This window comes from Rhizobium sp. 10PS4, assembly GCF_032464805.1.
Lineage (GTDB): Bacteria > Pseudomonadota > Alphaproteobacteria > Rhizobiales > Rhizobiaceae > Rhizobium > Rhizobium laguerreae.
Genome location: NZ_JAWDIW010000005.1, coordinates 224,081 through 248,566 on the forward strand (window position 1 = coordinate 224,081; position 24,486 = coordinate 248,566).

The 24,486-nt window shown below is 62.4% G+C and carries 19 protein-coding genes and 2 pseudogenes; 15 read left to right on the plus strand and 6 right to left on the minus strand.

Annotated elements, in window-relative coordinates; genetic code table 11:
• The first annotated feature begins 179 nt into the window (after positions 1–179).
• Positions 180–1,619, plus strand: a complete 1,440-nt coding sequence (locus RWJ89_RS11465; protein ID WP_168285249.1) for an FAD-binding oxidoreductase — start codon at positions 180–182, stop codon at positions 1,617–1,619.
• A gap of 132 nt (positions 1,620–1,751) precedes the next feature.
• Here the strand turns inward: RWJ89_RS11465 and RWJ89_RS11470 are convergent, their stop codons facing one another.
• On the minus strand, positions 1,752–2,501 hold the full coding sequence (locus RWJ89_RS11470; protein WP_168285250.1) for a histidine phosphatase family protein: 750 nt from the start codon (positions 2,499–2,501) through the stop codon (positions 1,752–1,754).
• Positions 2,502–2,539: 38 nt separating this feature from the next.
• Between RWJ89_RS11470 and RWJ89_RS11475 the strand changes: the two genes are divergently transcribed.
• From RWJ89_RS11475 to RWJ89_RS11485, 3 genes are all read left to right on the plus strand, one after another.
• Positions 2,540–2,737: a hypothetical protein gene (locus tag RWJ89_RS11475; protein WP_168285248.1), complete on the plus strand. Its 198-nt coding sequence runs from the start codon at positions 2,540–2,542 to the stop codon at positions 2,735–2,737.
• On the plus strand, positions 2,713–3,555 hold the full coding sequence (locus tag RWJ89_RS11480; protein ID WP_168285251.1) for a UDP-2,3-diacylglucosamine diphosphatase: 843 nt from the start codon (positions 2,713–2,715) through the stop codon (positions 3,553–3,555). The genes RWJ89_RS11475 and RWJ89_RS11480 overlap by 25 nt, the downstream gene beginning before the upstream one ends.
• A 212-nt stretch (positions 3,556–3,767) precedes the next feature.
• Positions 3,768–4,988 (plus strand): MFS transporter, encoded by a 1,221-nt coding sequence (locus tag RWJ89_RS11485; protein WP_168285252.1) that lies wholly within the window; start codon positions 3,768–3,770, stop codon positions 4,986–4,988.
• Here RWJ89_RS11485 and dgcA read toward each other — a convergent pair.
• Positions 4,940–5,923: an N-acetyl-D-Glu racemase DgcA gene (gene dgcA / locus RWJ89_RS11490; protein WP_168285253.1), complete on the minus strand. Its 984-nt coding sequence runs from the start codon at positions 5,921–5,923 to the stop codon at positions 4,940–4,942. The two genes, RWJ89_RS11485 and dgcA, sit on opposite strands and share 49 nt — an antisense overlap.
• Positions 5,924–6,025: 102 nt before the next feature.
• On the opposite strand from dgcA, the gene RWJ89_RS11495 reads away from it, so the two are divergent.
• From RWJ89_RS11495 to RWJ89_RS11515, 5 genes and pseudogenes are all read left to right on the plus strand, one after another.
• On the plus strand, positions 6,026–7,195 hold the full coding sequence (locus RWJ89_RS11495) for an MlaE family lipid ABC transporter permease subunit (protein WP_206105907.1): 1,170 nt from the start codon (positions 6,026–6,028) through the stop codon (positions 7,193–7,195).
• A gap of 1 nt (position 7,196) precedes the next feature.
• Positions 7,197–8,039: an ABC transporter ATP-binding protein gene (locus RWJ89_RS11500; protein ID WP_020050174.1), complete on the plus strand. Its 843-nt coding sequence runs from the start codon at positions 7,197–7,199 to the stop codon at positions 8,037–8,039.
• A gap of 9 nt (positions 8,040–8,048) precedes the next feature.
• Positions 8,049–9,419, plus strand: coding sequence for an MlaD family protein (locus RWJ89_RS11505; RefSeq protein ID WP_077978306.1), 1,371 nt, complete (start codon positions 8,049–8,051; stop codon positions 9,417–9,419).
• Positions 9,420–9,445: 26 nt separating this feature from the next.
• Complete coding sequence (locus tag RWJ89_RS11510; protein ID WP_077978305.1) at positions 9,446–10,057, plus strand: ABC-type transport auxiliary lipoprotein family protein; 612 nt, start codon at positions 9,446–9,448, stop codon at positions 10,055–10,057.
• A 42-nt stretch (positions 10,058–10,099) separates the two neighbouring features.
• Positions 10,100–10,270, plus strand: a pseudogene (locus tag RWJ89_RS11515) (sensor domain-containing diguanylate cyclase); the annotation flags it as partial.
• 27 nt (positions 10,271–10,297) lie between these two features.
• On the opposite strand, the gene RWJ89_RS11520 reads toward RWJ89_RS11515, so the two are convergent.
• Positions 10,298–11,173 (minus strand): D-alanyl-D-alanine carboxypeptidase family protein, encoded by an 876-nt coding sequence (locus RWJ89_RS11520; protein WP_077978304.1) that lies wholly within the window; start codon positions 11,171–11,173, stop codon positions 10,298–10,300.
• Between the two features lie 371 nt (positions 11,174–11,544).
• On the opposite strand from RWJ89_RS11520, the pseudogene RWJ89_RS11525 reads away from it, so the two are divergent.
• Positions 11,545–12,293 (plus strand): annotated as a pseudogene (locus tag RWJ89_RS11525) (aminoacyl--tRNA ligase-related protein).
• A 54-nt stretch (positions 12,294–12,347) separates the two neighbouring features.
• On the opposite strand, the gene RWJ89_RS11530 reads toward RWJ89_RS11525, so the two are convergent.
• Both RWJ89_RS11530 and RWJ89_RS11535 read right to left on the minus strand, forming a co-directional pair.
• Positions 12,348–12,908 (minus strand): cysteine hydrolase family protein, encoded by a 561-nt coding sequence (locus tag RWJ89_RS11530; protein ID WP_316030924.1) that lies wholly within the window; start codon positions 12,906–12,908, stop codon positions 12,348–12,350.
• A gap of 154 nt (positions 12,909–13,062) precedes the next feature.
• The gene (locus tag RWJ89_RS11535; RefSeq protein ID WP_316030925.1) at positions 13,063–20,205 is read right to left on the minus strand and encodes a hypothetical protein; all 7,143 of its coding nucleotides are present in this window, start codon (positions 20,203–20,205) and stop codon (positions 13,063–13,065) included.
• 462 nt (positions 20,206–20,667) lie between these two features.
• Here RWJ89_RS11535 and RWJ89_RS11540 point away from each other — a divergent pair, with 462 nt between their 5' ends.
• Together RWJ89_RS11540 and RWJ89_RS11545 are read left to right on the plus strand one after the other, a co-directional pair.
• On the plus strand, positions 20,668–21,051 hold the full coding sequence (locus tag RWJ89_RS11540; RefSeq protein WP_003540152.1) for an Hpt domain-containing protein: 384 nt from the start codon (positions 20,668–20,670) through the stop codon (positions 21,049–21,051).
• A gap of 262 nt (positions 21,052–21,313) precedes the next feature.
• The gene (locus tag RWJ89_RS11545) at positions 21,314–21,634 is read left to right on the plus strand and encodes a 2Fe-2S iron-sulfur cluster-binding protein (RefSeq protein WP_003540151.1); all 321 of its coding nucleotides are present in this window, start codon (positions 21,314–21,316) and stop codon (positions 21,632–21,634) included.
• Between the two features lie 317 nt (positions 21,635–21,951).
• Here RWJ89_RS11545 and RWJ89_RS11550 read toward each other — a convergent pair whose 3' ends face one another.
• Complete coding sequence (locus RWJ89_RS11550; RefSeq protein ID WP_131666877.1) at positions 21,952–22,578, minus strand: DUF922 domain-containing Zn-dependent protease; 627 nt, start codon at positions 22,576–22,578, stop codon at positions 21,952–21,954.
• Positions 22,579–22,679: 101 nt separating this feature from the next.
• Here RWJ89_RS11550 and folP point away from each other — a divergent pair, with 101 nt between their 5' ends.
• Genes folP through folK form a run of 3 tightly spaced genes read left to right on the plus strand, consistent with a single transcriptional unit; the run spans position 22,680 to position 24,422 of the window.
• Positions 22,680–23,549, plus strand: a complete 870-nt coding sequence (gene folP / locus RWJ89_RS11555) for a dihydropteroate synthase (protein WP_222012599.1) — start codon at positions 22,680–22,682, stop codon at positions 23,547–23,549.
• Entirely contained in the window at positions 23,546–23,911 is a 366-nt protein-coding gene (gene folB / locus RWJ89_RS11560; protein WP_027667693.1) for a dihydroneopterin aldolase, read from the plus strand. The genes folP and folB overlap by 4 nt, the downstream gene beginning before the upstream one ends.
• A complete protein-coding gene (gene folK, locus RWJ89_RS11565) occupies positions 23,904–24,422 on the plus strand; it encodes a 2-amino-4-hydroxy-6-hydroxymethyldihydropteridine diphosphokinase (protein WP_316030980.1) in 519 nt (172 codons plus the stop codon). Before folB ends, folK begins: the two co-directional genes overlap by 8 nt.
• The last annotated feature ends 64 nt before the right edge of the window (positions 24,423–24,486 follow it).

Sequence of the window (24,486 nt, forward strand, 5' to 3'; positions counted from 1 at the left end):
TTGTGGGGGAGATGCCCGGCAGGGCAGAGGGGGGTATCCTCAAGGTATGATGAATTCACTCTATATGCGCGGCGTGTCGTCGTGCCGGTACTAATCCTTTTGGAAACTTGTCTGGCCGCGGCAACGGGCGCAGGATGCCGGCCGCGACGGTGCGGGGCGCCGGTCGCATGGAGGAAATCATGGACAATTTGAACCTCACGACCCTGCAAAAGGGGCAGACGATGGTCAATGACGTGGCCATCGATGCCTTTGCCGCCGGATTTCGCGGCAGCCTTCTGACCGGTAAAGACATGGATTACAACGAGGCGCGGGCGATCTGGAATGCGATGATCGACCGGCGGCCCGGCCTTATCGCGCGATGCGCCGGTGCCGCCGATGTCGTGCGGGCGGTGCGGTTTGCACGCGACAACAATCTGCTCGTTTCGGTCCGTGGCGGTGGGCACGGCATCGCCGGGAATGCCGTCTGCGAGGGCGGGGTCGTCATCGACCTGTCGGCGATGAAATCGGTGCGGGTCGATCCGCAGACGCGTCGCGCCAGGATCGAGCCGGGAGCCACGCTTGCCGATGTCGACCAGGAAACGCTGGCCTTCGGGCTGGTGCTGCCGACCGGCATCAATTCCACCACCGGCATTGCCGGCCTGACGCTCGGCGGCGGCTTCGGCTGGCTGACCCGCAAATTCGGGCTGACGCTGGATAATCTGCTTTCGGTCGACGTGGTGACGGCCGACGGCGAGCTGGTCAAGGCGAGCGAAAAGGAAATGCCGGACCTCTTCTGGGCGCTACGCGGCGGCGGCGGCAATTTCGGCGTCGTGACCTCGTTTGAGTTCAAGCTCAACCCTCTCAACACAGAGGTGCTCGCTGGGCTCGTCGTGCACCCCTTCGCCGATGCGGAAATGGTGCTCAAGGAGTACCGACAGGCGCTGGAAGCGGCCCCAGACGAACTGACCTGCTGGGTGGTGATGCGCCAGGCGCCGCCGCTGCCGTTCCTTCCCATTGAATGGCACGGCAAGGAGATCGTGGTGCTGGCCATGTGTTATTGCGGGGATGTCGCGGCGGGAGAAAAGGCGGCAGCCAGGTTGCGCGCGATCGGAAATCCGATTGCCGACGTCGTCGGCCCGGTGCCGTTCACCGGCTGGCAACAGGCATTTGACCCGCTGCTCACGCCCGGTGCGCGCAATTACTGGAAGAGCCAGGATTTCGCCTCTCTCTCTGATGCGGCGATCGAGGTTCTGCTCAATGCCGTGCGCAAGCTGCCCGGCCCGGAATGCGAGATCTTCATCGGCCATGTCGGTGGTGCGGCTGGCCGTGTGCCCACCGAGGCCACCGCATTTCCGCAACGCAGCTCGCATTTCGTCATGAATGTGCATGCGCGCTGGCGGGAAATGGGGATGGACGGAAGTTGCATAGACTGGGCGCGGGATCTGTTCGAGGCAACCAAGCCGCATTCGGTCGGCACCGCCTACATCAACTTCATGCCGGAGGATGAGGTCGATCGGGTCGAAAGCGCTTATGGCGCCAATTACGGCCGCCTTGCGGAAATCAAGCGGCGTTACGATCCGAACAACCTGTTCCGGATGAACCAGAACGTCAAACCCATGGCGGCAGTACGCGCTGCTTGATGAGAATGGCGTGAAATCAAGGCGTTGGAGCCTGCGCTGCGCGTTCGCTTAACGCGCGGCGGCTGATGATTCGAGCGCTTGACGTTTAATGTCTTCGGCCGGTGACATGTCGCTCGTTTTGGTCCGGCGTCGCTATGTGCTGGGCTTCGGCGTGATCGTCACGTCGGCGCCATAGGCATCGCGCAGTTCGCCTTCCTGTCCCGGCTGCCGGTCGGCGGCCTGATGCAGCAGGATCGACTCGTATCCTTGCGAGCGCGTCCCCTCGATCAACGTGATATCGGCGTTTCCAGGATTGTCGGAGCGCTCGAACCACTCGACGGGGCGGTGCAGGAAGTTCATTTCGACTGCCCGATTGGTGACGCCATGACCGACGATCACGAGGTTGTTGTCGCTATTTTCGGCGTCGTGCATGACGGTCTGGAGGAACAGGCGCACCCGCTGAGCCACATCCGCCCGGCTTTCGCCATCCGGCGGCCGTGCGTAGAACTTGCCGCTGTTGCTGCGCAGCCTCGCCCATTTTTCGAACTCCTCAGGAAATTTCTGCTTCTGTTCGGCGTGGTCGTAGATTTCGGTGAAGAGACCGAAATCCTGCTCGCGCAGCAGATAATCCTCCCTGATATCGCCGACGAAGCTTTCCGGCAGAGCTTCGAGCAGCGCATCCTTGCTCTGCCGGGTCCTGAGAAAGGGCGAGTACCAGATATGCAGCTTGCCGAAACCCGCGCTCGGCAATGCCGTGAGATAGGAGGCGATCACGCCGCCTGCTTCAAGAGCCTGCCGATGGCCCCACCGCGTCAGCGGCACATTGTGATCGCCGAATTGGCGGTAGGCCTGTTCGTTGATATTGCCGAGGGATTCGCCATGGCGAACGAGAAAAAGACGCATCAGCCATCCCGCATTGTCGGATATGAATCGCCGCCATCATGAACGCCCTGAATGCGCAGGGCAACATGGCCGGCAGGCCTGGCGGCGACGGGCATGCTGCCCGCGCGGCGACGGCCATGCGGCCGCGCTGTGATGAACAGGTTTGCAAGGCTTTTCCCCAGCTTGTCATCTTCCTGAAACACGAGTCTGGTTTTGGAAGGTTAGATGAAAGATGGGACATGAGCGGCAGCTCGTGAAAGACATGATGGAACCCAGACATTTCCGCACGCTCTTCATTTCCGATGTCCATCTCGGCTCGAAGGCCGCGAAGGCCGATTTCCTGCTGGATTTCCTGCGCTACCACGAGGCCGATACGATCGTGCTCGTCGGCGACATTGTCGACGGCTGGCGCCTGAAGCGCAGCTGGTACTGGCCGCAGGTCTGCAACGATGTCGTCCAGAAACTGTTGCGCAAGGCGCGCAAGGGCACGCGTGTCGTCTATATTCCCGGCAATCACGACGAATTCCTGCGCGCCTTCCCAGGCATGCATTTCGGTGGCATCGAGGTCGTCGAGCGCATGATGCATGACGGCGCCGACGGCAAGAAATACCTGATCCTGCACGGCGACGAGTTCGACGTCGTGGTCCGCAACGCCCGGCTGCTCGCCTATCTCGGCGACTGGGCCTATGACACGGCGATCCGCATCAACATCATCCTGGCGGCGGTGCGCCGCCGGCTCGGCATGCCCTACTGGTCGTTCTCGGCCTGGGCGAAGCTGCAGGTCAAGCATGCCGTCAATTTCATCGGCGAATTCGAGCGCGTCGTGGCCGAGGAAGCCCGCAAAAACGGCGCCGACGGCGTGATCTGCGGACATATCCATCATGCCATCATCCAGGATATGGACGGTATCCGCTACATCAACACCGGCGATTGGGTGGAAAGCTGCACGGCTGTCGCCGAGCACGAGGATGGCACCTTCGAACTGATCACTTGGCGGTCTCTCGCCAGCAGCGTGCCGGCGCTTGTAGCCATCGAAACGCACGACGAGGGTGAGCTGGCCCCGCAGGCCGCCTGATTTTTCCGCCCGCGCTCTACAACGCCGCGCGTCTTTTCAGAGGCGCAACGGACGCAGTAGCACTTCGAGATTTTTGCAGTAGGAATTTAGCCGTTACCGTCAGGCGACAGGCCCAATTTATTTTCTAAAACGTTTCAGAACGGCTATTTCTCGCAATAGTCGCTTCCAGGGTGGTGTGTTAGGACAACGACAAATTTCCTTCAGGTCCACCCATGATTCCCGCTCAAAATTCCCCGACGGGTGAGGGAGCGCCGCCGCGCTTCCGGCTGCTCAGCGCGCTTTCCTATTGCGCGCCGCTGCTCGTCAACGGCGTCGTTCTGCCGTTCTTCCCCGTCTGGCTTGCGGGCCACAGCTTCAGCGACCATGAAATCGGTGTCATCCTGGCCGTTCCTATGGTGGTGCGTGTGCTGGTGGCGCCTGTTGTCGCCATGATCGCCGACCGGATGAACGAACGCGCGGACGTGCTGCTCTGGTCAGGCGGCCTGTCGCTGCTGACGGCGGTAGCACTCTACTGGACGACGACTTTCTGGCCTGTCTTCATCGTCTTTACGCTGCAGGGCGCCACCTTCGCGCCCTATGTGCCGGTCGTCGAATCGATCGTTATTTCGGGCGTGCGTCGCTGGGGTCTCGATTACGGATCGATGCGGGTCTGGGGCTCGATTGCTTTCATCGTTTCGACGCTGGTTGGCGGCGAACTCATCAACCAGTGGGGCGGGGGGATGGTGCTGCCGATCATGGTGTTCGGCTTTATCATGACCGTGGTCATGGCGATCTTCTGCCCGCGCATCGGGCCGACGCGGCGGCGAGGCCAGCCGATCGATCTTCCGGCCGCCACCGGCAGCGGCCTGCGGGAGCCGCACCTGCTGCTGCTCTTGATCGGGGTCGCCATCCAGCAATCGAGCCATGCGGTGCTCAACGCCTTCTCCTCGATCTACTGGCATCACCTCGGTTTTTCCGGCACCGAGGTCGGCCTGCTCTGGAGCGCCGGCGTCGCTTCGGAAGTGACGGTATTCTTCCTGTCGAAGCGCCTCAGCCGTCGCTTCAATGCCTGGACGCTGATCCGCTTCGGCTGCGCCATCAGCGTCTGCCGCTGGATCCTGTTTCCGATGAATACGGGCTTTGCCGGTTTCTTCCTGCTGCAATGTTTCCACGGCTTCACCTACGCCTTCGTGCATACCGGCGTGCAGCGGCGGATCGTCGCGACGGTGCAGGAGACGCAGGAATCCTCGGCGCAGGGCGCCTATTTCTTCTATGTCGGCATGGCGATGGCGCTGATGACCCTGGCGTCGGGTTATCTCTACGCCTCGCTCGGCGTCGTCAGCTATTACGTCATGGCCGTGGTGGCGTTCGCCGGCCTCGGCCTTGTTATCTCAGCCTATTACCTTCAGCCCCAGAGGGTAGTTTCGGGCGGAAAGACCAGGGAGGCTGCGTAGCGCAGGCCGGGTTCGCGGTCGCGGGCAAGCAGCAGCGGGCCATCGAGATCGACGAAATCGGCATTCTGGGCGAGTAATACGGCGGGCGCCATGGCAAGCGAGGTGCCGACCATGCAGCCGATCATGATGCTGAATCCAAGCCGCTCGGCCTCGGCCTTCATCACCAGCGCCTCCGTCAGGCCGCCCGTCTTGTCGAGCTTGATGTTGATCGCGTCGTAGCGGTCGGCAAGGCTTGCGAGATCGCCGGTGTGGTGGACGCTCTCGTCGGCGCAGACGAGGAGCGGGCGGCGGATTTCGGCGAGCAGCCCATCGCGGCCGGCCGGCAGCGGCTGCTCGACGAGGGCGATGCCTGCTTCTGCGGCGATATGGAGATGACGCTCCAACACCGCTTCGGGCCAGCCTTCATTGGCGTCGAGGATGATTTCGGCATCGGGCGCGGCGGCGCGGACGGCGCGGATGCGGCTTTCATCGTCGCCAGTGCCGACCTTGACCTTCAGCAGGGCACGGCCGGCATGCTCGCGCGCCCGGGCGGCCATCACCTCCGGCTCACCAAGCGAGATGGTGATGGCGGTGGTCAGCGGCTGCGGAGCGGAAAGGCCGAGGCGGGCGGCGACGCTGTCTCCCGTCCGCTTCGCCTCAAGATCCCAGAGGGCGCAATCGACGGCGTTGCGGGCCGCACCCGGCGGCATGGCCGACAGCAGGTCGCGGCGCGAGATGCCGGCCTCGATCAACGGTCGCGCCGCTTCGATCTGGGCGAAAACGCTCTGCATGGTCTCGCCATAACGGCGATAAGGCACGCATTCGCCAAGCCCCTGCGCACCCTCTTCGACAAGCGTGCAGGTGATGACCTCGGCTTCGGTCTTTGCCCCGCGCGAGATGGTGAAGGTCCCGGCAATCGGAAAGGAATTCATCTGGATATCGAGGGTACGCGGCATTATTGCTCTCCTGCGAGCATGGAAATTGCACGGTGCTTCTGTATATTGACGCGCCGGGCGACGAACGATCTGCTTCGCGATTCGGCAATGTCGCTGTAAGCCTTGAAAGACACAAGTATCTTGAACGCCGAGAATCGCAACGCCGCCTCACTTGATGTGAACGACCAGGCTGATGGCTCGGGACAGCGTGTGCGTCTTCAGGGAAATTGGCGCAGCGCCTACATCCATCTGGTGCTGCGCGATTTCGAAAAGCTCCTGCAGAAGAAGACCGGCGACCTGACGGTAGACCTCTCGGACATATCGGAGATCGACACCGCCGGCATCTGGCTGCTGTGCCGGCTGAAGAAGCAAGAAGAGGCGGGCGGGCGGGCGGTTCGCTTCGAAGGCACCAACCCGCATATCGACGAAATGCTCGAGATGTTTTCCGAGGAGCCGGCCAAGCCCGAGCCGGAACAGGCGGAGAAAGTCTCGCTTGCCGCGCGCATCCTCGCGCCGATCGGCAAGATGACCTATGAGGTCTGGGACAATTTCGCCGCCGCCATGTATATCCTCGGCTCGGCGGTGCGCGGCGCGCAGATGAAGTTCGGCCGCGGCAGCGGCGTTTCGCCGGCCTCCATCGTCAACCAGATCGACCATATGGGCGTTCGCGCCGTTCCGATCATTCTGTTGATGTCGTTCCTGATCGGGGCGATCATCGCCCAGCAGGGCGCCTTCCAGCTGCGCTACTTCGGCGCTGAGGTTTTCGTCGTCGATCTGGTCGGCATCCTGCAATTGCGCGAAATCGGCGTGCTTCTGACGTCGATCATGATCGCCGGCCGTTCCGGCAGCGCCATCACCGCCGAAATCGGTTCGATGAAGATGCGCGAGGAGATCGACGCGCTGAAGGTGATGGGGCTGAACCCGATCGGCGTGCTGATCTTCCCGCGGCTGGTGGCGCTGACCATTGCGCTGCCACTTCTGACGGTGCTGGCGAATTTCGCTTCGCTGGGCGGAGCTGCCGCTGTCGCCTGGGGTTATTCCGGCATTACCTTCGCCAACTTCCTGTCGCGCCTGCACGAGGCGGTGACACTCTCGACTGTGCTCTCAGGCATGATCAAGGCGCCGTTCATGGCGCTGGTCATCGGCATCGTCGCCGCCGTCGAGGGGCTGAAGGTCGGCGGCAGCGCGGAATCGCTCGGCCAGCACGTGACGGCCGCGGTGGTCAAGGCGATTTTCGTCGTCATCCTGATGGACGGGCTTTTTGCGATGTTCTATGCAGCGATCGACTTTTAGCATGGCGGACCGCGTGGACGAGAAACCGATCGATACGGAAGACAAGGACGAAAGGGACATCGTGCTGTCGGCGCGCGACGTCACCGTCGGCTTCGGCTCCAAGGTCGTGCTCGACAATCTGAACCTCAATATCTACCGCGGCGAGATCCTCGGTTTCGTCGGCGCGTCTGGCACCGGCAAATCGGTGTTGATGCGCACCGTGCTCAGGCTGCTGCCGCGCCGCTCCGGCACGATCAAGATCCTCGGCCAGGATTTCGACGAGCTCGACGAGCCGCAGCGCAACGCGCTCGACATGCGGCTCGGCGTGCTATTCCAGCAGGGAGCACTGTTCTCGTCGCTGACGGTCAAGGAGAACATCCAGGTGCCGATGCGCGAATATCTCGACCTGCCGCGCTCGCTGATGGACGAACTGGCGCATCTGAAGATCCGCATGGTCGGGCTTGCGGCCGACGCCGCCGACAAATACCCGTCCGAACTGTCAGGCGGCATGATCAAGCGTGCCGCCCTTGCCCGCGCGCTGGCGCTCGATCCGGAGCTCGTCTTCCTGGACGAACCGACTTCGGGTCTCGACCCGATCGGCGCGGCTGAATTCGACGAACTGATCGCCAACCTGCGCGATAGTTTGGGACTGACCGTGTATATGGTCACGCACGACCTCGACAGCCTGTTTTCGGTCTGCGACCGTATTGCCGTGCTCGGAAAGAAGCGGGTAATGGTGGAAGGCACGATCGACGATATGCTGGCCTATGACGATCCGTGGGTGCAGGCCTATTTCAAGGGCAAACGGGCGCGGTCGATCGTGCCGCAGGACGATGGCGCGCGGCACGGCAGCAGCGGGAAGTGACCGGATAAGATGGAAACCAAAGCCAATTACACGATTGTCGGTTTTTTCACGGTGCTGGTGATCGCGGCGGCCTTCGGCTTCGTCTACTGGATGGCCGAATATGGCCGAGGCGGCCCGATGACGGAGTTGATCGTTCGTATTCCGGGCTCGGCCAACGGCCTCAGCGTCGGTTCGCCGGTGCGCTTCAACGGCATCCAGATCGGCTCGGTGCAGACGCTGTCGATCGATGCCGACGATCCGCAATATTCGCTGGCCTTCACCCAGGTTCGTACCGATGCGCCGATCTACCCCTCCACCAAGGCAGCCCTTGAAATCCAGGGTTTGACCGGGGCTGCCTATATCGAACTCTCGGGCGGCCGAAAGGGCGAGGAAAGCATCCTCCAGCATGCGATCGACAATAACAAACGCGCCGTCATCGTCGCGGACCAGTCGAGCGTCACCAACCTTCTGGCGACCGCCGACAAGATCCTCGATCGGGCCAACGACGCGGTCGGCGAACTTCAGGGTTTTATCGAAGATTCGCGCGGGCCGCTGACCGAGACTTTCAAGAACGCCGAGACGTTCTCGGATGCGCTTGCCAAGAATTCCGGCAATATCGACGCCTTCCTGCAGAGTGTGGGTGAGCTCTCCAATACGGTGAAGGCCGTGTCCGGCCGTGTCGATTCGACGCTGCAGGCCGTCGAATCGCTGGTCAAGGCGGTCGATGCGCAGAAGATCGACAACATCGTCTCCAATGCCGAGAAGATCACCGCCAATGTCGCCGATGCCTCAGGCGACCTCAAAGGGGCGATCCAGAAGTTCGACCAGACGGCCACCACCTTCAACGATTTCGGCAAGCAGGCGCAGGCGACGCTCGATCGCGTCGATACGCTCGTTGCCCAGATCGATCCGGCGAAGGTGAAGGGCTCTGTCGACGACATCGCGCAGGCAACCAAGGATGCGCGTACGGCCGTCGCCTCGATCCGTGATGTCGCCAACACCGTTTCGCTGCGCCAGAAGGACATCGACCAGACGATCCAGGACGTCTCTCAGCTTGCCAACAAGCTGAATTCGGCGTCGACCCGAATCGACGGCATCCTCATCAAGGTCGATGCGCTGCTCGGAACCGACAATACGCAATCACTGTTTGCCGAGGCGCGCAATACGCTGGAATCCTTCAAGAAGGTGGCCGACAACCTGAATTCGCGGATCGGGCCGATCGCCGACAATCTGCAGAAATTCTCGAGCGGTGGCTTGCGCGACGTGCAGACTCTGATCAATGACATGCGCGGAACCGTGGGCAATCTGAACGATACGATCAGCAACTTCGACCGCAATCCGCAACGCCTGATCTTCGGCGGGGACACGGTCAAGCAATATGACGGCCGGACGCGGCGTTAAACTTGGGAAGTCAGGGGTAGCCTAATATGGTCGCATCGCATCTGTTGTCGCGCCGTTCTTGGATCAGGGGAACGGTGATCGCGCTGCCGCTGACGGCGCTGATCCTTTCCGGGTGCGGCACCGCGGCCAAGAACGATACTTATGATCTTTCCGCCGCCGTCGACGGCAGCGGACCCGCGGCCAAATCCCGCCAGATCCTGATCGCCAGCCCGACGGCGCTAAGGTCGCTCGACAGCGAGCAGATCGTGATCCGTGTTTCGCCGTCGGAAATCCAGTATCTCTCAAAGGCGCAGTGGGGCGACAAGCTGCCGCGCATAGTGCAGTCGAAGCTGGTGGAAGCCTTTGAGAACTCCGGCAAGCTCGGCGGCGTCGGCATGCCGGGGCAGGGGCTGGCGATCGACTATCAGGTCGTCACCGATATCCGCTCCTTCGAAATAGATGCTTCGAACGGCAATCAGGCGGTGGTCGAAATTTCCGCCAAGATCCTCAACGACCGCAACGGCTCGGTGCGCGCCCAGAAGGTGTTCCGCGCCATGGCGCCGGCCGGCGGTGACAATGAAGGTTTCGTCAAGGGCCTCGACCGCGCCTTCTCCGCGGTAGCCTCCGAGATCGTCAGCTGGACGCTACCCTTGATCTGACCGGCGTTTGCACGACGGCGCCTCGATCCGCGCCTTGCTTTGACGATCGACTGCACCGTCAAAGCCATCGGCTCGGAGAGCGCCGGCATTTCAGTCTCGAATACATCAGGCATTCCTTCGGAATTCATTCTGCCTATCAGAGGCGAAGGATTCGAAACGAATTGCAGGGTGATCGCGCAAGACCGGCAGCATCTGGAAGTGGCTTTCAGGTAACCTGTCGGCAGGTCTCCGCTCATCGATCTACTTCGTCGGTTGCGAATCCGTCATCGTCGCACCCGGCTGATTACCCGGTATGGTGGAAGCTGTGGCGTTTGATGACGGCGACAGGGTGCTGTCCAGCAGGCTTGCCATCTTATCGTCGCGTATGCTCGCGGTCTTTTCGCCCATGACGACGCCGACCACGCGGCGGCCATCCTTCAGGGCCGAGGTCACGACGTTGTAGCCCGATGCATCGGTGTAGCCTGTCTTGATGCCGTCGACGCCATCATAGCGATACATGAGGTTGTTGTGGCCGCGCAGCTTCATGCCGCGGAACTGGAAGCCGCGCATGGAGAAGAGCTTGAACTCCTCAGGGAAGTCCCGCATCAGCGAAACGCCGAGCGTCGCCATGTCCCGCGCCGTGGTGACCTGCTCCGGATCGGGAAGGCCCGACGGGTTCTTGAAGACCGTATCCTTCATACCGAGCTGGCGCGCCTTGTCGGTCATCGTCTTGGCGAAGGCCTGTTCGGTGCCACCGAGCTGTTCGGCAATCGCCACAGCCGCATCATTGGCGGAGAGCACGACGATTCCTTCGACCGCTTCGCGCAGCGTCACCTTGCGGCCGGCGCCGACAGCGAGCTTGAAAGGCTCCTTGCTCTCGGCATTTTCCGACATGGTGAGCTTCTGGTCCCAGTTGAGGCGTCCGTCATGCAGGGCCTCGAAGGCGAGGTAGAGCGTCATCATCTTGGTCAGCGACGCCGGATAGTTCAGATCGTCCTGATTGGAACCTTCGAGGACCTGGCCGGACTGGGCATCCACGACGAAGCTTGCCTGGCCTGCCTGAACCTGAGTGAAAGCGCCCATCAGGAAAAAGGAAGAGAGCGCGGTAGCGAGGAGCCGGGATGTCGTCTTGGTCATCAATGTTGCTGTCTCTGTCGTTTGGATGGCGGAGTGAGCCGTTCTGTTTGAATATGAGCGGATCAGAAAAGTTTGTGACGGAATGAAGGACAGCGGGCAATAAAAAAGGATCTTCCACAGCTCATTCCTTTTGTCTCACCCTCTTCGGTTTTGACAATGATGCGTACGGCACGTAGAAAATGCACCATGAGCATGAAGCGCGTGACCTTCTCCCGTCATATCAGCACCTGCCCGCAGGTCGCGATTGTGCGCGCTCTTGGCGGACGAGGTCTTCGCGTCCTGCTGTGACGTCAGGGCGCTAGGCGCCCGGCGCGCTGCTGGACGTAAAGCCCCTCACCACGTCAATCAAGGTTGCCAGGGAGACAGGCACCGTGCTCAATATTTATCATGTCAATTCGCTCGTCCATTGGGAGGAGCGCGAGATCCATTTGCGCGATCATATGATCGGCTTCTTCTCGCAAGAGGTCCGCAGCTTCCTCAGATCCGTCAATCCGGCCTGGGATGTCAGGAGGGTCGAGGCGCCGGCGCTGATGCCGCGGTCGCTGGTTTCAAGTGCCTATTCGAACGCCGATATCTGGATCCAGGAACAGCTCTCCACCAGCGATATCGCGCTGGTGCTGAGACCGGAGACCACGCCGTCGACCTACGTCTACATGCAGCATATTCTCGGCAATCACTCGAAGACACGGCTGCCGCTCTGCGTCTGGCAGGCCGGCAGATCCTATCGCCGCGAGCAGGAACAGCCGAGCAAACACATGCGGCTGAAGGAATTCTGGCAGCTCGAATTTCAATGCGCCTTCACGGCCGACAGCGGCAACGACTATCACGCCGCCTGCCTTGAGCCGGTCCGCCGGATGATCGCATCGCTGATCCATCTGCCGACGCGGACGTACCCTCCGACCGGCTTCCGGCCTATTCCGAGGTGACTGTCGATATCGAGGTCGACAATGCCGACAAGTGGATGGAGGTCTGCTCGATCTCCCGACGCACGGACTTTCCGCAGCGCTACCAGTCGCAGCCCAAAAAGGGAGCGGCGGTCGACCATGACGTGCTGGTGCTTGAGATCGCCATCGGTCTCGATCGGTGCCTCTACAACTGGAACATAGCGGCCGATCGATGAGATATCGGAAGCCGGGGCTGCCAAGCAGTCCCGGTTCTCCTGCAGCCCGAAAATTTATGAAAAGGCTATCTCGGCGGCGGGACGGATTTCTACCGTCGCCTTGCCCGCATCGAAACCATCGAGTGTTTCGTTGTGATGGGCAATGATCTCGGAAAAGGTCAAGGTCGCCGTGTCACCGGTCGTGTGACCATCGGCAATCAACGTCACGTCATATCCCAGCGACACGGCACGCCTGACTGTCGTGTCGACGCAAAATTGCGACATGCATCCACGGATGACGAGGTGGGTGACCGATCGTTCGTCCAGGCGTTCGGCAAGGTCGGTCTCGAAGAAGGAGTCGGCGCTTTTCTTGCGCACAACGACCTCGGCCTGCCTCGGCGCGACCTCGTCGCGCAGCGCCCAACCTGGCGTGCCGACAGCCAATCGATGGCCGCTATCGCCGTCATGCTGAACGAGTACGATCGGCGCGCCCGCCTGCCGAGCTTTTTCCTGTAGTGCTGCCAGCCGCGCGATGGTCTCATCAAGTGCGGCATCAATATGAGGTTGTCGCTCCGGCGAGGCTTTGTCGCTAAGGATCGCATTCTGCACGTCGATGATCAGAAGGGCCTTGGTCATTTCTGGGAGGTTTCCGTAGCTGGACGGCGGATGGTTTCGTTTGGGAATACCTGTTTCGTTTCTCCGCAGAGAGGCCTAATCACACCCGCATTATAGAACGAAAGCCGCCTGACACGTGTTCAGGCGGCTTTCCAATCGCGGGTACCAGTCAGGATCAGCCGAGCCTGCCTGCGGCATGAGCGAGCATGGTGTAGACCTTGCCCGTATCCGAGGTAAGGTAGGACTGCGTTACCGTCCGGTTCGGGTCGGTGCGAGCGACGTCAGCGAGCAGCTTTTCGAAATCACCGATGTAGCGGTCGACGGCGGTGCGGAACTCCGGTTCGCGGTCATATTTGCGCTTGATCTCGTCGAAGGTCTGCTGGCCCTTCAGCGTGTAGAGGCGGCGGGTGAAGACGTCGCGCTCGCCGCGCTGATAGCGGCGCCAGAGATCGACCGAGGCGTCATGGTCGATGGCGCGGGCGATATCGACCGAGAGCGAGTTCAGTGATTCGACGACGTGGCGTGGATTACGGCTGTCATTGCTGCGCGCGGCCGGTGCGGCAGTTTCCGCCGGGCGGGCAGGAACACGGGCGGCCGCGGCCTCGTCGGCGGCGTCCTCACGCGATGCGCCACGCAGGAGATCGCTGATCCAGCCGCCGCTTTCCGGACGAGTCGGCTCTTGGCGATCTGTTCCCGGGCGACCTGTTTCCGGGCGGCCTGTTTCCTGGCGAGCGGGGGCAGGCGGCGGCGCGGCGCGCTGGGGGGCGGCGGCCGGCGCAGACGGTGCGATCGTTCCGCGCAGACCTGTCGCTTCGATCGGCGGGGGTGCTGCCGGCTGCGGCGGCTGGGCTGCGACCGGCTGGGCGGGACGCGGGGCCGGCTGCACCTGAGCGAGCGTGCGGGCGACGGGCTCGGAGATTTCAAGCTGCTGGCTGGAGCGGCCGACGAGCTGGGAGATATCCTGCAGCGCCTTGATCTGCTCGGCGACGGCCCGGCGCATGGCCGAGGCGCTTTCCTTGGCTTCCTCGGGAAGATCGAAGGCGCCGCGCTTCAGTTCGGCGCGGGTGGCGTCGAGTTCGCTGCGGATGTCGGCGGCGGAGCGGCGGATATCCTCTGTGGCTCCGGAGAAGCGGCCGACGGCATCATCGATCGCTTCGCGTAGCGCTTCGCGCAGGTGCTGGGCGGCGCCGTCGGAGGCGCGGCCGGCTTCGCCGAGCATGCGCTCGACTTCCGACAGCGAGGCCGTGAGACCGCCGCGAATGCGATTGGAGAGATCGCCGGAACGGCGCTCGACATTGGCAAAGGTGCCGTCGATCGTCGTATTGGCCTCGTCGCCGGCGCGGGCGATTGCCTCGCGCATCGTCTCTGCCGCTTCCTGGGCGCGCTTCTCGGTTTCGGTGAGAATGCGGCCAATATCGGCGAAGGAGGATTGCACGCCCTCGCGCAAATTGCCGGTAACCTGGCTGGAGCGTTGCTCTGCCCGTTCGAACACGGTCTCGATCATGCTCCCGAGGCCTTGCATGGTCTTTTCGATCTCCGCGGAGCGCGAGACGAGGCCGACCGAGAGCGTCTGCAGAGCGCTCTCGCGCTCCTCGAGCGTCGAGGCGAGGTTGGACTGGGCGGCGCCGAGAAGCTGCGAGGCCTGGGTCAGAACCTTGGAGTGTTCGTCGAAGCGGCCGATGATGCCGCCGACCTGTGCCAACGTCTGGCCCGAGATGTCGGAGAGGCGATCGACCTTGCCTTCGAGAAGCCTGGTCGAGGCGGAGACCATTTCGGCGGCCTTGGTGGCCGAGTCGGCAAAGCGCGTGGTGGTATCTCCGAGACGGCCGTCGACGCTGGCCAGCTGCTCAGCGGCGCGGTTCATCATCATCGCCATCGCCGCACTGCTTTCCGACATGCGCTCGACGAGGCCTTTGACATTGCCGACCAAGCTGTTCTCGATCGCGCTGACGGCATTGGCTACATTCTCGGTTCGGGCGGCAACGGCGCTGGCGAGCGCTTCGTTTTCGGCGCGCAGACGATCGGCGCTGAGGTTGGCCGCAGCGGTGATGCGGGCGGCGGCCTGCTCGCCGGCATCGGTGTACCGGTCGATGATCGGACGGGCCGTTTCGTCGAGGATGCGCGTCAATTCGACCGAACGGCCTGATAGCATCGAGTTAAGGTCGCGGGTACGCTCTTCGAGCGTGGAGCGGATCGAGTTGCCGCGCGCTTCGAGCGCCCGGTCGATGTCGGAGAACGTCGTATCGATCTCGCGGGCACGCTCCTCGAGATTGGTGCGAATGGCGCTGCTGCGAGCTTCGAGCGCGCGGTCGACGTCCGCCATGGTGGCCGTAATCTCGCTGCCGGCGCCCGACAGTGTCGAGCGGATGGCGTTACCGCGTGACTCCAGAGACTGGCCGGCATCCGACAGCACCTTGGAGATGGCATTGACTTGCGTGCCAACGATGGTCTCGGCCTCGGCGACCTTGTTGACGATGGCGTTGCCGGCTTCCGAGAAAGTCTGGGCGACGGCAGCGGCCTGGCTTGCCAGCCGGTTCTGAGCTTCGGCGACGCGAGTGACGATCTGCGACGAGCGCTCATCCATGGTGCGGGTGAATTCGTCGCTTTTCACATTGAGATCCTCGGCGAATTGCTGGCCGGTCTTGCCAAGCAGTTCGGTGGTTCTCGTCGCTTCGCCTTCCATTCCCTGGGCCGCGTCGGCAACTGCGCTGCGCAGCGTCGAGGCGAGACCAGCGGCCTTGCCTTCGATGGTGCGGTTGACGGCCTCGAGGCCGACGGTCAACGCACGGTCCATCGTAGAGAGGCGTTCCTCGATGCGTTCATTGCCGCGGTCGAGCGTTTCGGCGAGGCTCGCGGTGCGGCCATCGATGGCGCCGGTCAGGCTGGTGGTGCGGCTGTCCAGCGTCTCGGCCAGATTGGCGGTGCGGCTGTCGATCGCCTGAGTGAGGTTTGCGGCACTGCCTTCGAGCGTCGCCGAGATGCGCTGCGTGGCGTCGTTGCTGAGCGCGCCGAGACGAGAGACGCCGTCGGCAAGCACGCCGGACAGCTGGCCGCTGGCCGCTTCGACCTTTTCGGCAACGCCGCCGACGCCGTCGCGGATGCGGGTCTCGATCGCCGCAAGACCGGCTTCCACACGCGCTCCGGTTTCTTCAAAACGGCCCGTCAGGCTTTCTACCGACCGATCGAGATGGGTGGACAAATCCTGGGTGGAGCTCGAAATCGCACTTGCCGCCTCCTGGAAGCGGCCGGCGATCTGGCCGGCGCCTGCATGCATGCGATCTTCCAATGTCTGGGCGCCGGCATCGATCGCCTGGCGGATCGCGGCCTCACGGTGCTCCAGCGACAATTCGAGCATGCCGACACTCGTCGCCACCGAGGTGCCGATGCTGGTCGCCTGTTCGGCAAGCGTATCGCTGATCAGCGCATGGGCCTGGTTCAGCGATAGGTCGATGGCGTTGGCGCGGTCTTCGAGCGTCGTGCGGATGCGCTCATGGGCAGAGGCGAGTCCGCCCTCGATGCGCGCCGCGGCCTCGTCGGCGAGGCCTCCGAGCCGCGTATGTGCATCGGTCAGGCGGCCTTCGATGCGGCCGGTCAAGCCGCCGACGAGATCCTCGAAGCGGGCGCCGCCGGCATCGAGAACGCCCGAGAGGGCAGCGCTATGCTCGGAAAGCGCATTTTCGAGCCGCTGCTGATTGTCGGTATAGGCGGTGCGGATCGCATCGGTCTTGTCGGAGAAGGCACCGGCGACTCGTGCCTCGGCACCGGAGACGGCCTCCATGATGGCGTTGCTGCGGGCTTCGAGCACGCTGTCGAAGCGGCTCTGGTTATCATCGAGCGAAATGGCGAGCGCCATGGTCTTTTCGTCGAGCGTATCGGTGAGCCGATCGTGGGTTGCCGTCACGGCGCCGATGATCGCGGCGGTACGGTGGCCCAAGGCTTCCTCGAGGCGGGTCTGGCCTTCGCTCAGCGAGGCGGCGAGGGCGGCAGCCTTCTGGTCGAGTACACCGTTCAGGCCAACATGCGTGCCGGAAACCGCATTGGTGATCGCATCGGCGCCTGTTGTCAGCGTTTCCTCCAGACGGCTCTGGCTCTCGTTCAGCGAGATGGCAAGCGCCATCGCCCGATCGTCGAGTGTCTCGGACAAGCGGTCGTGGGTGGCGGAGACTGCATTCAGGAAGGATTCCGAGCGGCTCTCCAGCGTATCCTGCAGGCGGCTCTGACCCTCGTTCAGGGAGGCGGCGATCGCCGTCGCCTTTTCGTCGAGCGTTTCCGAGAGACGGTCGTGCGTGCCGGACACAGCCTTGAGGAAGGCTTCGGAACGTGTTTCCAGCGTGTCTTCGATCCGCGACTGGCTCTCATTGAGCGAGATGGCGAGCGTCATCGCCTTCTCGTCCAGCGTCTCGGACAGACGGTCATGCGTGCCGGAGACCGCATTCAGCAGGGCCGCCGAGCGGGTTTCCAGCGTGTCTTCGATACGCGTCTGGGTTTCGTTGAGCGAGATGGCGAGTGCCATCGCCTTTTCGTCCAGCGTGTCGGAGAGGCGATCATGGGTGCCCGAGACGGCGTTCAGCAGGGCTGCGGAGCGGGTTTCGAGCGTATTCTCGATACGGGCATGGCCTTCGCTCAGCGAGGTGGCAAAAGCTGCCGCCTTGCCGTCCAGCGTCTCGGAGAGGCGATCATGGGTGCCGGAGACGGCGTTCAGCAGAGCGGCGGAACGGGTTTCAAGTGTCTCCTCGATACGGGCCTGGCTCTCGTTCAAGGACATGGCGAGCGCCATCGCCTTTTCGTCGAGCGTCTCGGAAAGACGGTCGCGCGTGCCGGATACAGTGTTCAGCAGTGCCTCGGCGCGCGTTCCAAGCGCGTCCTCGATGCGGGCATGGCGCTCGTCGAGCGAAGCCGTCAGGGCGGCCGCCTTCGTATCCAGCGTTTCCGACAGTCGCTCATGCGTGCCCGACACGGCGTTGAGGAAAGCGGTGGAGCGGGTCTCGAGCGTATCCTCGATGCGGCTCTGACTTTCGTTGAGCGAAATGGCGAGCGCCATCGCCTTTTCGTCGAGTGTTTCCGAAAGGCGGTCATGGGTGCCGGAGACGGCGTTCATCAGGGCAGCGGACCGAGTTTCGAGCGTGTCCTCGATGCGGGCCTGGCTTTCATTCAGGGAAATGGCAAGGGCCATCGCCTTTTCGTCAAGCGTCTCGGCAAGACGGTCATGGGTGCCGGAGACGGCATTGATGATGGCGTCGGAGCGGGTCGTCAGCGCTTCCTCGAAGCGGCCGTGATGGGTGGTCAGCGCCTCGATCAATGCGCCGCCGCGCTCTGCCATGACGCTGTCGATACGGCCGTGGGCCGTGCCGAGCGCCTCGCTGATTTCGGCCGCACGGGCGGTAAGCACGCTGCTCAATTCCTCGGCGCGACCGCCGAAGGCAGTGGTCACCTGCTCGGTGCCAGCGGCGACGGCAGTCGTCAGATCGGTGGTGGTGGTGCGCAGCGTGTCGCGGAATTCGGCCGAGCGTGTCTGAAGGTTGTTCTGCAGCTCGGAGGTGCCGGTCGCAAGCGCCAGCGCGATTTCCGAGGTCGCGCTCTGCAGCGCAGAGGTCAGCTCGCCGGTGCGGCTGGTGAGCGCGCTGGTGATTTCGTCCGCGCGGCTGCCGAGCGTGCTTTCCAGCACTTCGTGGCCGGTGGCGAGCGCGGTGGCGAGCGCCAGCGACTGGTCTGATATCGACGAACCGAGCCGGTCGATGCCGGAGCTCAGAATGCCGTCGATCGAATCCGAGCCGCCGGTCAGCGTCTCGTTGATACGGGCGAGGCTCTCCATCAGCTTGGTGTCGAGTGAACCGGTGCGTTTGTCGAAGGCGCTGGTGAATTCGGAGACGCGTTCGTCGAAGGCAGTCGACAGCTGGGCGACGGTCGTCTGCAGCCGCTCCTCGAAGAAGCCGGAGCGCACGTCGAGATCCATGACGGCGTCATCGGCGGTGGTCTGCAGGCTCTGGCGGAAGCTTGCGCCCTTTTCGTCGAGCGCGCTGTTCAGCTTCGACAGCACGTCGTCGAGCGTGCCGCCGATGGTGCGTTCGCCTGACGTCAGGCTCTCATTGATCTCGCGGGTGCGCGCAATCAGTATCTCGTTGAGCTGGTGCGTACGCTCGTTCAGCGCCGCATTCAGCTTTTCGGTGCTGCTATCCATGGTCGAGGCGCGCGTCTCGAACTGGCTGAGCAGCCTTTCGCCATGATCGTTGAGATTGACGGAGAGGGCTTCGAGGCGGTTGTCGAATTCGGTGGCCAGCGCGAAACCCGAAGCGTTCAGTGTCTGCAGCAGGGTATCGGTCTTGGCGGCGAGCAGGCTGCCCATCGACTGCAGGGCGCTGTCCGATTTTTCCAGGATCGTCGCGGCGCGTGTGTCGATCAACGAGGCGAAGGCTTCGCCCGATGTGGCAAGCCGCACCGCGATCTCTTCGGTCGCAAGCGACAGTTCTTCCTTCAACTGGTCGTGGACGGTGCCGATCGAGGTGCGGATACGGTCGGCATGGTTGACGATCGCCTCGCGCTCGGAGCCGAGTTCGTGGACGAGGCCGCGAACGCGCAACTCGTTGTCGGCATAAGAACGTTCAAGCGCATTGACTTCGGAATGGACGAGCGTTTCCAGCTCGGAGGCACGCGCGATGGTGCGCTCGATGCCTTCATTCATGGCCGAGACCTCACGGCGCACGGCCTGACCGACGGTCATGATGCGCTCGGAGGCGATGGTTTCCGGCTCTGCCAGGCGCAACGCCACCTCTGCCATGGAGCGGGCGGCGTTGCGCATGTCCTGGGCGCGGGAGATCATGATGGCGAAGGCATAGAACATCATCACGGGAATGATGATGCCGACGAGGCCGGCGATGACGCCAGGCAGGGCGACTAGATCGGCGAGCGAACGGATCTGCCAGATCTGCGGAGCATAAAGCAGCGACATCAGGCCGAGGCCGGCCATGACCCAAAGCACGGAAAACAGGGTGGCGGTACGCACCGCCGAGCGGCTGGAGGCGCCGTCAAAGGATTTCAGGATAGAGGCGGGCGTATTGCGGCTGGCATCGTTGGCGGGCGCGAAAGCCGGACCCCTGGAAGCCTGCTCGCCAGCGGCACCGCGGCGGCTGCGGCGCTGCGCTTCTTCCTGGGCCTGCTGGTTACGCGCATTTACTGGATCAGACACATTAGCCTCCGGGGCCTGGGGCGCGTCGCCGCGGCGAGACGGTACGTTATCCTTGCTAAAGTCGATCTGGAGCGCCTCGTCCAATGCCTTGAACGCCTTGTCCTCAATTGACTCATTATATTTGTTGTTCGCCATTCGGTTATGCCTCGTTACTGTCAGCCAGTCCGACAGCGCATCCTGGGCTTCCGCCTCACCCGGGAACAACTTTGCCGTTCCAGCCCTCCATCCCAACGAAGGACGGATAAGCATGTCATTTCAGAGTAGATAGCCGCTTTTTCAAACGGAAGGTATCAAAACACTACCATTATCCACTCGCTCGGCAAAGGCGCGTACCATAAACCCGCTCCACCAGTATCGTAGTGACACATCTGGGCTCTTCACACAATTAATGAAGGCTTGAGATTCATGGCTCGTTAACTCGTTGTTAACACCTTTGAATCCTAGCTACGGCTTAAAAACCAATAATTTAGGGATATTTAACGGACGTTAACCATATGGCGAGATTTCCACCCGGAATGTGCCGGAATTTAACGTGATGGCCACCCTCCTGTCGCAGAACTGTTGCAACTGCAGACGACAGAGACGGGAGAATTGGCAATGGCAGCCCAGATGGCAGCATTGAACATCGTATTCGAGGCGCCGGATAATGCAAAGGGACCGTGTCCCTCCAAGGTCCGGCCGATCGATCTGGTGCATCTCGCAAAGCAGACGATGGGCGACAAGACGCTGGAACTCGAAGTCCTTCAGATGTTTGCGCGCCAGGCCCGCGCATGCCTCCAGGACATTGCCAGCGGCGAAACCATCCGTATCGGCGCAGCCGCGCATCGGCTGAAGGGCGCGGCAAGCTCGGTCGGCGCGTTCCGCGTGTCGCAGACGGCGGAAGCCGTCGAGGAAAACGGCGGCGATGCCGGCGCGACGGCAGCGCTCGGCGCCGCCGTCATCGACGCCGAGAATTTCATCCTGAAGCTCTGCCGCGGCTGATCTCGAGGTTTTTATCTGACGCATATCGTTGTCCCAAAACCGCTGCGTACTTTTGGGCGACGTGCATAGGATAGCGTTCGAACGAGGCCCGTTGTTCCATTGCGGGACCGCGGGTCTTTTTGCGACGTCCCTTATGACGCTTTGAAGACGGCGGGCGAAGGCCCGATCTGCGAGGCTGTGGCAAATTTCCCCAATATTGACTGATGCGTCGAATTGTCGGAAGAAAATCCGCCCACCCACTTGAAGACCGGAAATAGTCCTGATGCCCAAACTTACCATCGTCGCCTTCGACGGCACGCGCTTCGACCTCGACGTCGACCAAGGCTCCACCGTGATGGAGAATGCCGTGCGCAATTCGGTCCCCGGCATCGAGGCCGAATGCGGCGGCGCCTGCGCCTGCGCGACCTGTCATGTCTATGTCGACGAGGAGTGGACGGAGAAGGTCGGCCAGCCGGAAGCGATGGAAGAGGACATGCTCGACTTCGCCTTCGATGTGCGCCCGACCTCGCGGCTGTCCTGTCAGATCCGGATGAAGGCTGTCTATGACGGGCTGGTGGTGCATGTGCCGGAACGCCAGGCCTGACGCGTACTGCGTTTCAAACGTCGCCGAAAAAACTCGATACCAAAAAAGACGCCTCGCGCGCTAGAGCGAGCGAGGCGAGGCGGGCGCATTACCTACGGATGAGGGAGGAACATCCGCGGCTTCGGAACGCGCCAGGAGAACCCAGCGATGAAAGTGCAGATGCCGTACCTGAACTTTCGAATGTGTTCATATTAACGCGTTCCGGTTGAGTCTGCCAGGATGAAAAATGACCATTCAATCGCTGGGGAGGGTGCAAGTTTCGCACAAGTTTCGTTATGCAGCTAAGGTTTTCCGCTCGCAACCAGACTGAAAAAGCCTTATTTTGCGCCGGCTCGACCATTGATTCGATTGTTCAGCAACCTCAGCATCCGCTTCTGGAAATTGACCGCCTCGACCCGGTCGAATCGCGCCTGCTGCCGGTCGTGCTCCTCTATACCGCGAGCTGATTCGTTGGAGACGAGTTCCTGCATGGCTTCGCAGCTGCGCTGCTGCGGCAGCGCGCGGATGGCGCGCTCCATGGCGCGGGCCTGGTCGCGGGCGATCTCGGCATGGCGCTCCTCGTGGCGCTTGATATCGCTCGACAGCGCGTCCCAGATCATCGACAGCTCCTTGCTGGCGCCCTTGCGGCTGCTCCAGCGCGGCAGGATGATCTGGGTGTGGACCGTGACCTTGACGTTGCCGACGCGGCAGCGCCCGTTATTCTGAATATAGGTTGCCTCGCCGCCGAAGCGGATCTTCGTAGCGCCGGGATGGCGCGCCGAGGAACCACTCGCCGTCGGGCCGCGCCGGCTGAGTTCGCGGTCGAGCTCATCCGCGGTTTTGCCGCGAATGTCGAAATAGGAATAGCTTTTCGATGCGATCACTTCGGCTGCCGACGGGCTGCAGAGGGAAAGAGCAATGGAAAAGGCGATAGGAACGACCATATAACGCACTGCAAGCGGCATTCTGAACGCAACCCGTGTTGAAATCGGCAGGAGCTTGGGGCATAGCCACCCCAAGCGCAATATCAGATGGCGCTTTTTTCGTCATCAATGGGATAAGTCTGGTGACAGGGCTCGAAGGCAGCATATGGCGTGTCGGCCATGGCCGGGAGATCGAACTCGGGCGTCGTTCGGTGATCATGGCGATCATCAACGTGACGCCGGACTCCTTTTCCGATGGCGGACGCTTTGAAACCGTCGATGCGGCGGTCGAACAGGCGTTGCGGGCGGTGAGCGAGGGTGCCGGCATTATCGATATCGGCGGCGAATCGACCCGGCCGAACGCAGCAATCGTCAGCTCTTCTGAGGAGCAGGCGCGCGTGCTGCCCGTCATCGAGGCGCTGCGCGGCCGCACCCAGGCGCTGATTTCCATCGACACCTATCGCGCCGAAACGGCGCGGCTTGCAATCAGTGCCGGCGCCCATATCGTCAACGACGTCTTCGGGCTGCAGAAGGAGCCCGATATCGCTGATATCGCCGCGGTGACCGGAGCCGGACTCTGTATCATGCACACCGGTCGCGACAGGGTAAAACTTGTCGATGTGATTGCCGATCAGGTGCATTTCCTCGAACGATCGCTTGATATCGCCGCTGCCTCAGGCGTCAACCGCGACCGCATCGTGCTCGATCCGGGCTTCGGCTTCGCCAAGGAGACGCCGGAGGAGAACCTGGAACTGATGGCGCGGTTTTCCGAACTTTCCCGCTTCGGCCTGCCGCTGCTCGCCGGCACGTCGCGCAAGCGCTTCCTCGGCGCCGTGACAGGGCGTGAGGCGCAGGACAGGGATGCGGCAACGGCTGCGACCAGCGCGCTGCTCAGACTTCAAGGAGCTGCGGTTTTCCGGGTGCACAATGTCGCAATCAACAGGGATGCGCTCGATATCGCCGATGCTATGCTTAATGCGCGCCAGGAATTCGAGAGGAAGCGGCCGACATGACCACCTACACGATCACGCTGCAGAACTGCGCCTTCTTCGCGCGCCACGGCGTGCATGACGAGGAGGAATTCCTCGGCCAGCGCTTCTTCGTCGATGCCGAGCTCGATGTCGTCGCTGGCGAGGCGCTGGAAAGCGATTCGATCAACGATACCGTCAATTACGGCATCGCCTTTACCGTGATCGAGCAGATCGTCACCGGCAAGCGGCGTTACCTGATCGAGGCCTTGGCGCTCGACATCGCCAAGGGGCTCTGCGAGACATTCCCGCAGATCCGGCGGGCGAAGATCACGGTGCGCAAGCCGAACGCGCCGGTGCCCGGCGTGCTCGATTTCGTGCAGGTGAGCGTTGAACACTTTGCCTGAGGCCGGGTTCCAATCAGCCACACTCGGTCTCGGCGGCAATATCGGCGACCCTGTGAAGGCGATGGCTGCGGCACTGCAGAAGCTGGACCGACGGGACGACTGCCGGGTTAGCGCGGTCTCGCGGCTCTATCGCACGCCGCCTTGGGGCAAGACCGACCAATTGTTCTTCTTCAATGCCTGCTCTGTCGTCGAGACCAGGCTGGAGCCCGTGGCTTTGCTCGATGTCTGCCTGTCGATCGAACGCGAGATGAAACGCGAGCGCATCGAGCGCTGGGGTCCGCGCACACTTGATATCGACGTGCTGACCTATGGTGACGTGATCCAGGACGCGCCGCGGCTGGAACTGCCGCATCCGCGGATGACCGATCGCGGTTTCGTGCTGATGCCGCTTGCCGATATCGCGCCGGGTCTTCGGGTCAGGGGCAGGGCGGTCAGTGACTGGCTGTCGGATGCCGAGGTGACCGGCATCGAGGTCGCCGACGATAGTCGCGACTGGTGGCTGAGCGCCTGAAGCAAGGGGACCTGAAAACGCAAAACGGCGGGAAACCCGCCGCTTCAGGAAAATCCGCTGTGCG

What these genes read in the sequence shown, in the direction of transcription:
- RWJ89_RS11465 (WP_168285249.1), top strand. Translation starts at nt 180, where the DNA reads ATGGACAATTTGAACCTCACGACCCTGCAAAAGGGGCAGACGATGGTC.
- RWJ89_RS11470 (WP_168285250.1), bottom strand. Translation starts at nt 2,501, where the DNA reads ATGCGTCTTTTTCTCGTTCGCCATGGCGAATCCCTCGGCAATATCAAC.
- RWJ89_RS11475 (WP_168285248.1), top strand. Translation starts at nt 2,540, where the DNA reads ATGAACGCCCTGAATGCGCAGGGCAACATGGCCGGCAGGCCTGGCGGC.
- RWJ89_RS11480 (WP_168285251.1), top strand. Translation starts at nt 2,713, where the DNA reads ATGGGACATGAGCGGCAGCTCGTGAAAGACATGATGGAACCCAGACAT.
- RWJ89_RS11485 (WP_168285252.1), top strand. Translation starts at nt 3,768, where the DNA reads ATGATTCCCGCTCAAAATTCCCCGACGGGTGAGGGAGCGCCGCCGCGC.
- dgcA (WP_168285253.1), bottom strand. Translation starts at nt 5,923, where the DNA reads ATGCCGCGTACCCTCGATATCCAGATGAATTCCTTTCCGATTGCCGGG.
- RWJ89_RS11500 (WP_020050174.1), top strand. Translation starts at nt 7,197, where the DNA reads ATGGCGGACCGCGTGGACGAGAAACCGATCGATACGGAAGACAAGGAC.
- RWJ89_RS11505 (WP_077978306.1), top strand. Translation starts at nt 8,049, where the DNA reads ATGGAAACCAAAGCCAATTACACGATTGTCGGTTTTTTCACGGTGCTG.
- RWJ89_RS11510 (WP_077978305.1), top strand. Translation starts at nt 9,446, where the DNA reads ATGGTCGCATCGCATCTGTTGTCGCGCCGTTCTTGGATCAGGGGAACG.
- RWJ89_RS11520 (WP_077978304.1), bottom strand. Translation starts at nt 11,173, where the DNA reads ATGACCAAGACGACATCCCGGCTCCTCGCTACCGCGCTCTCTTCCTTT.
- RWJ89_RS11530 (WP_316030924.1), bottom strand. Translation starts at nt 12,908, where the DNA reads ATGACCAAGGCCCTTCTGATCATCGACGTGCAGAATGCGATCCTTAGC.
- RWJ89_RS11535 (WP_316030925.1), bottom strand. Translation starts at nt 20,205, where the DNA reads ATGGCGAACAACAAATATAATGAGTCAATTGAGGACAAGGCGTTCAAG.
- RWJ89_RS11540 (WP_003540152.1), top strand. Translation starts at nt 20,668, where the DNA reads ATGGCAGCCCAGATGGCAGCATTGAACATCGTATTCGAGGCGCCGGAT.
- RWJ89_RS11545 (WP_003540151.1), top strand. Translation starts at nt 21,314, where the DNA reads ATGCCCAAACTTACCATCGTCGCCTTCGACGGCACGCGCTTCGACCTC.
- RWJ89_RS11550 (WP_131666877.1), bottom strand. Translation starts at nt 22,578, where the DNA reads ATGCCGCTTGCAGTGCGTTATATGGTCGTTCCTATCGCCTTTTCCATT.
- folB (WP_027667693.1), top strand. Translation starts at nt 23,546, where the DNA reads ATGACCACCTACACGATCACGCTGCAGAACTGCGCCTTCTTCGCGCGC.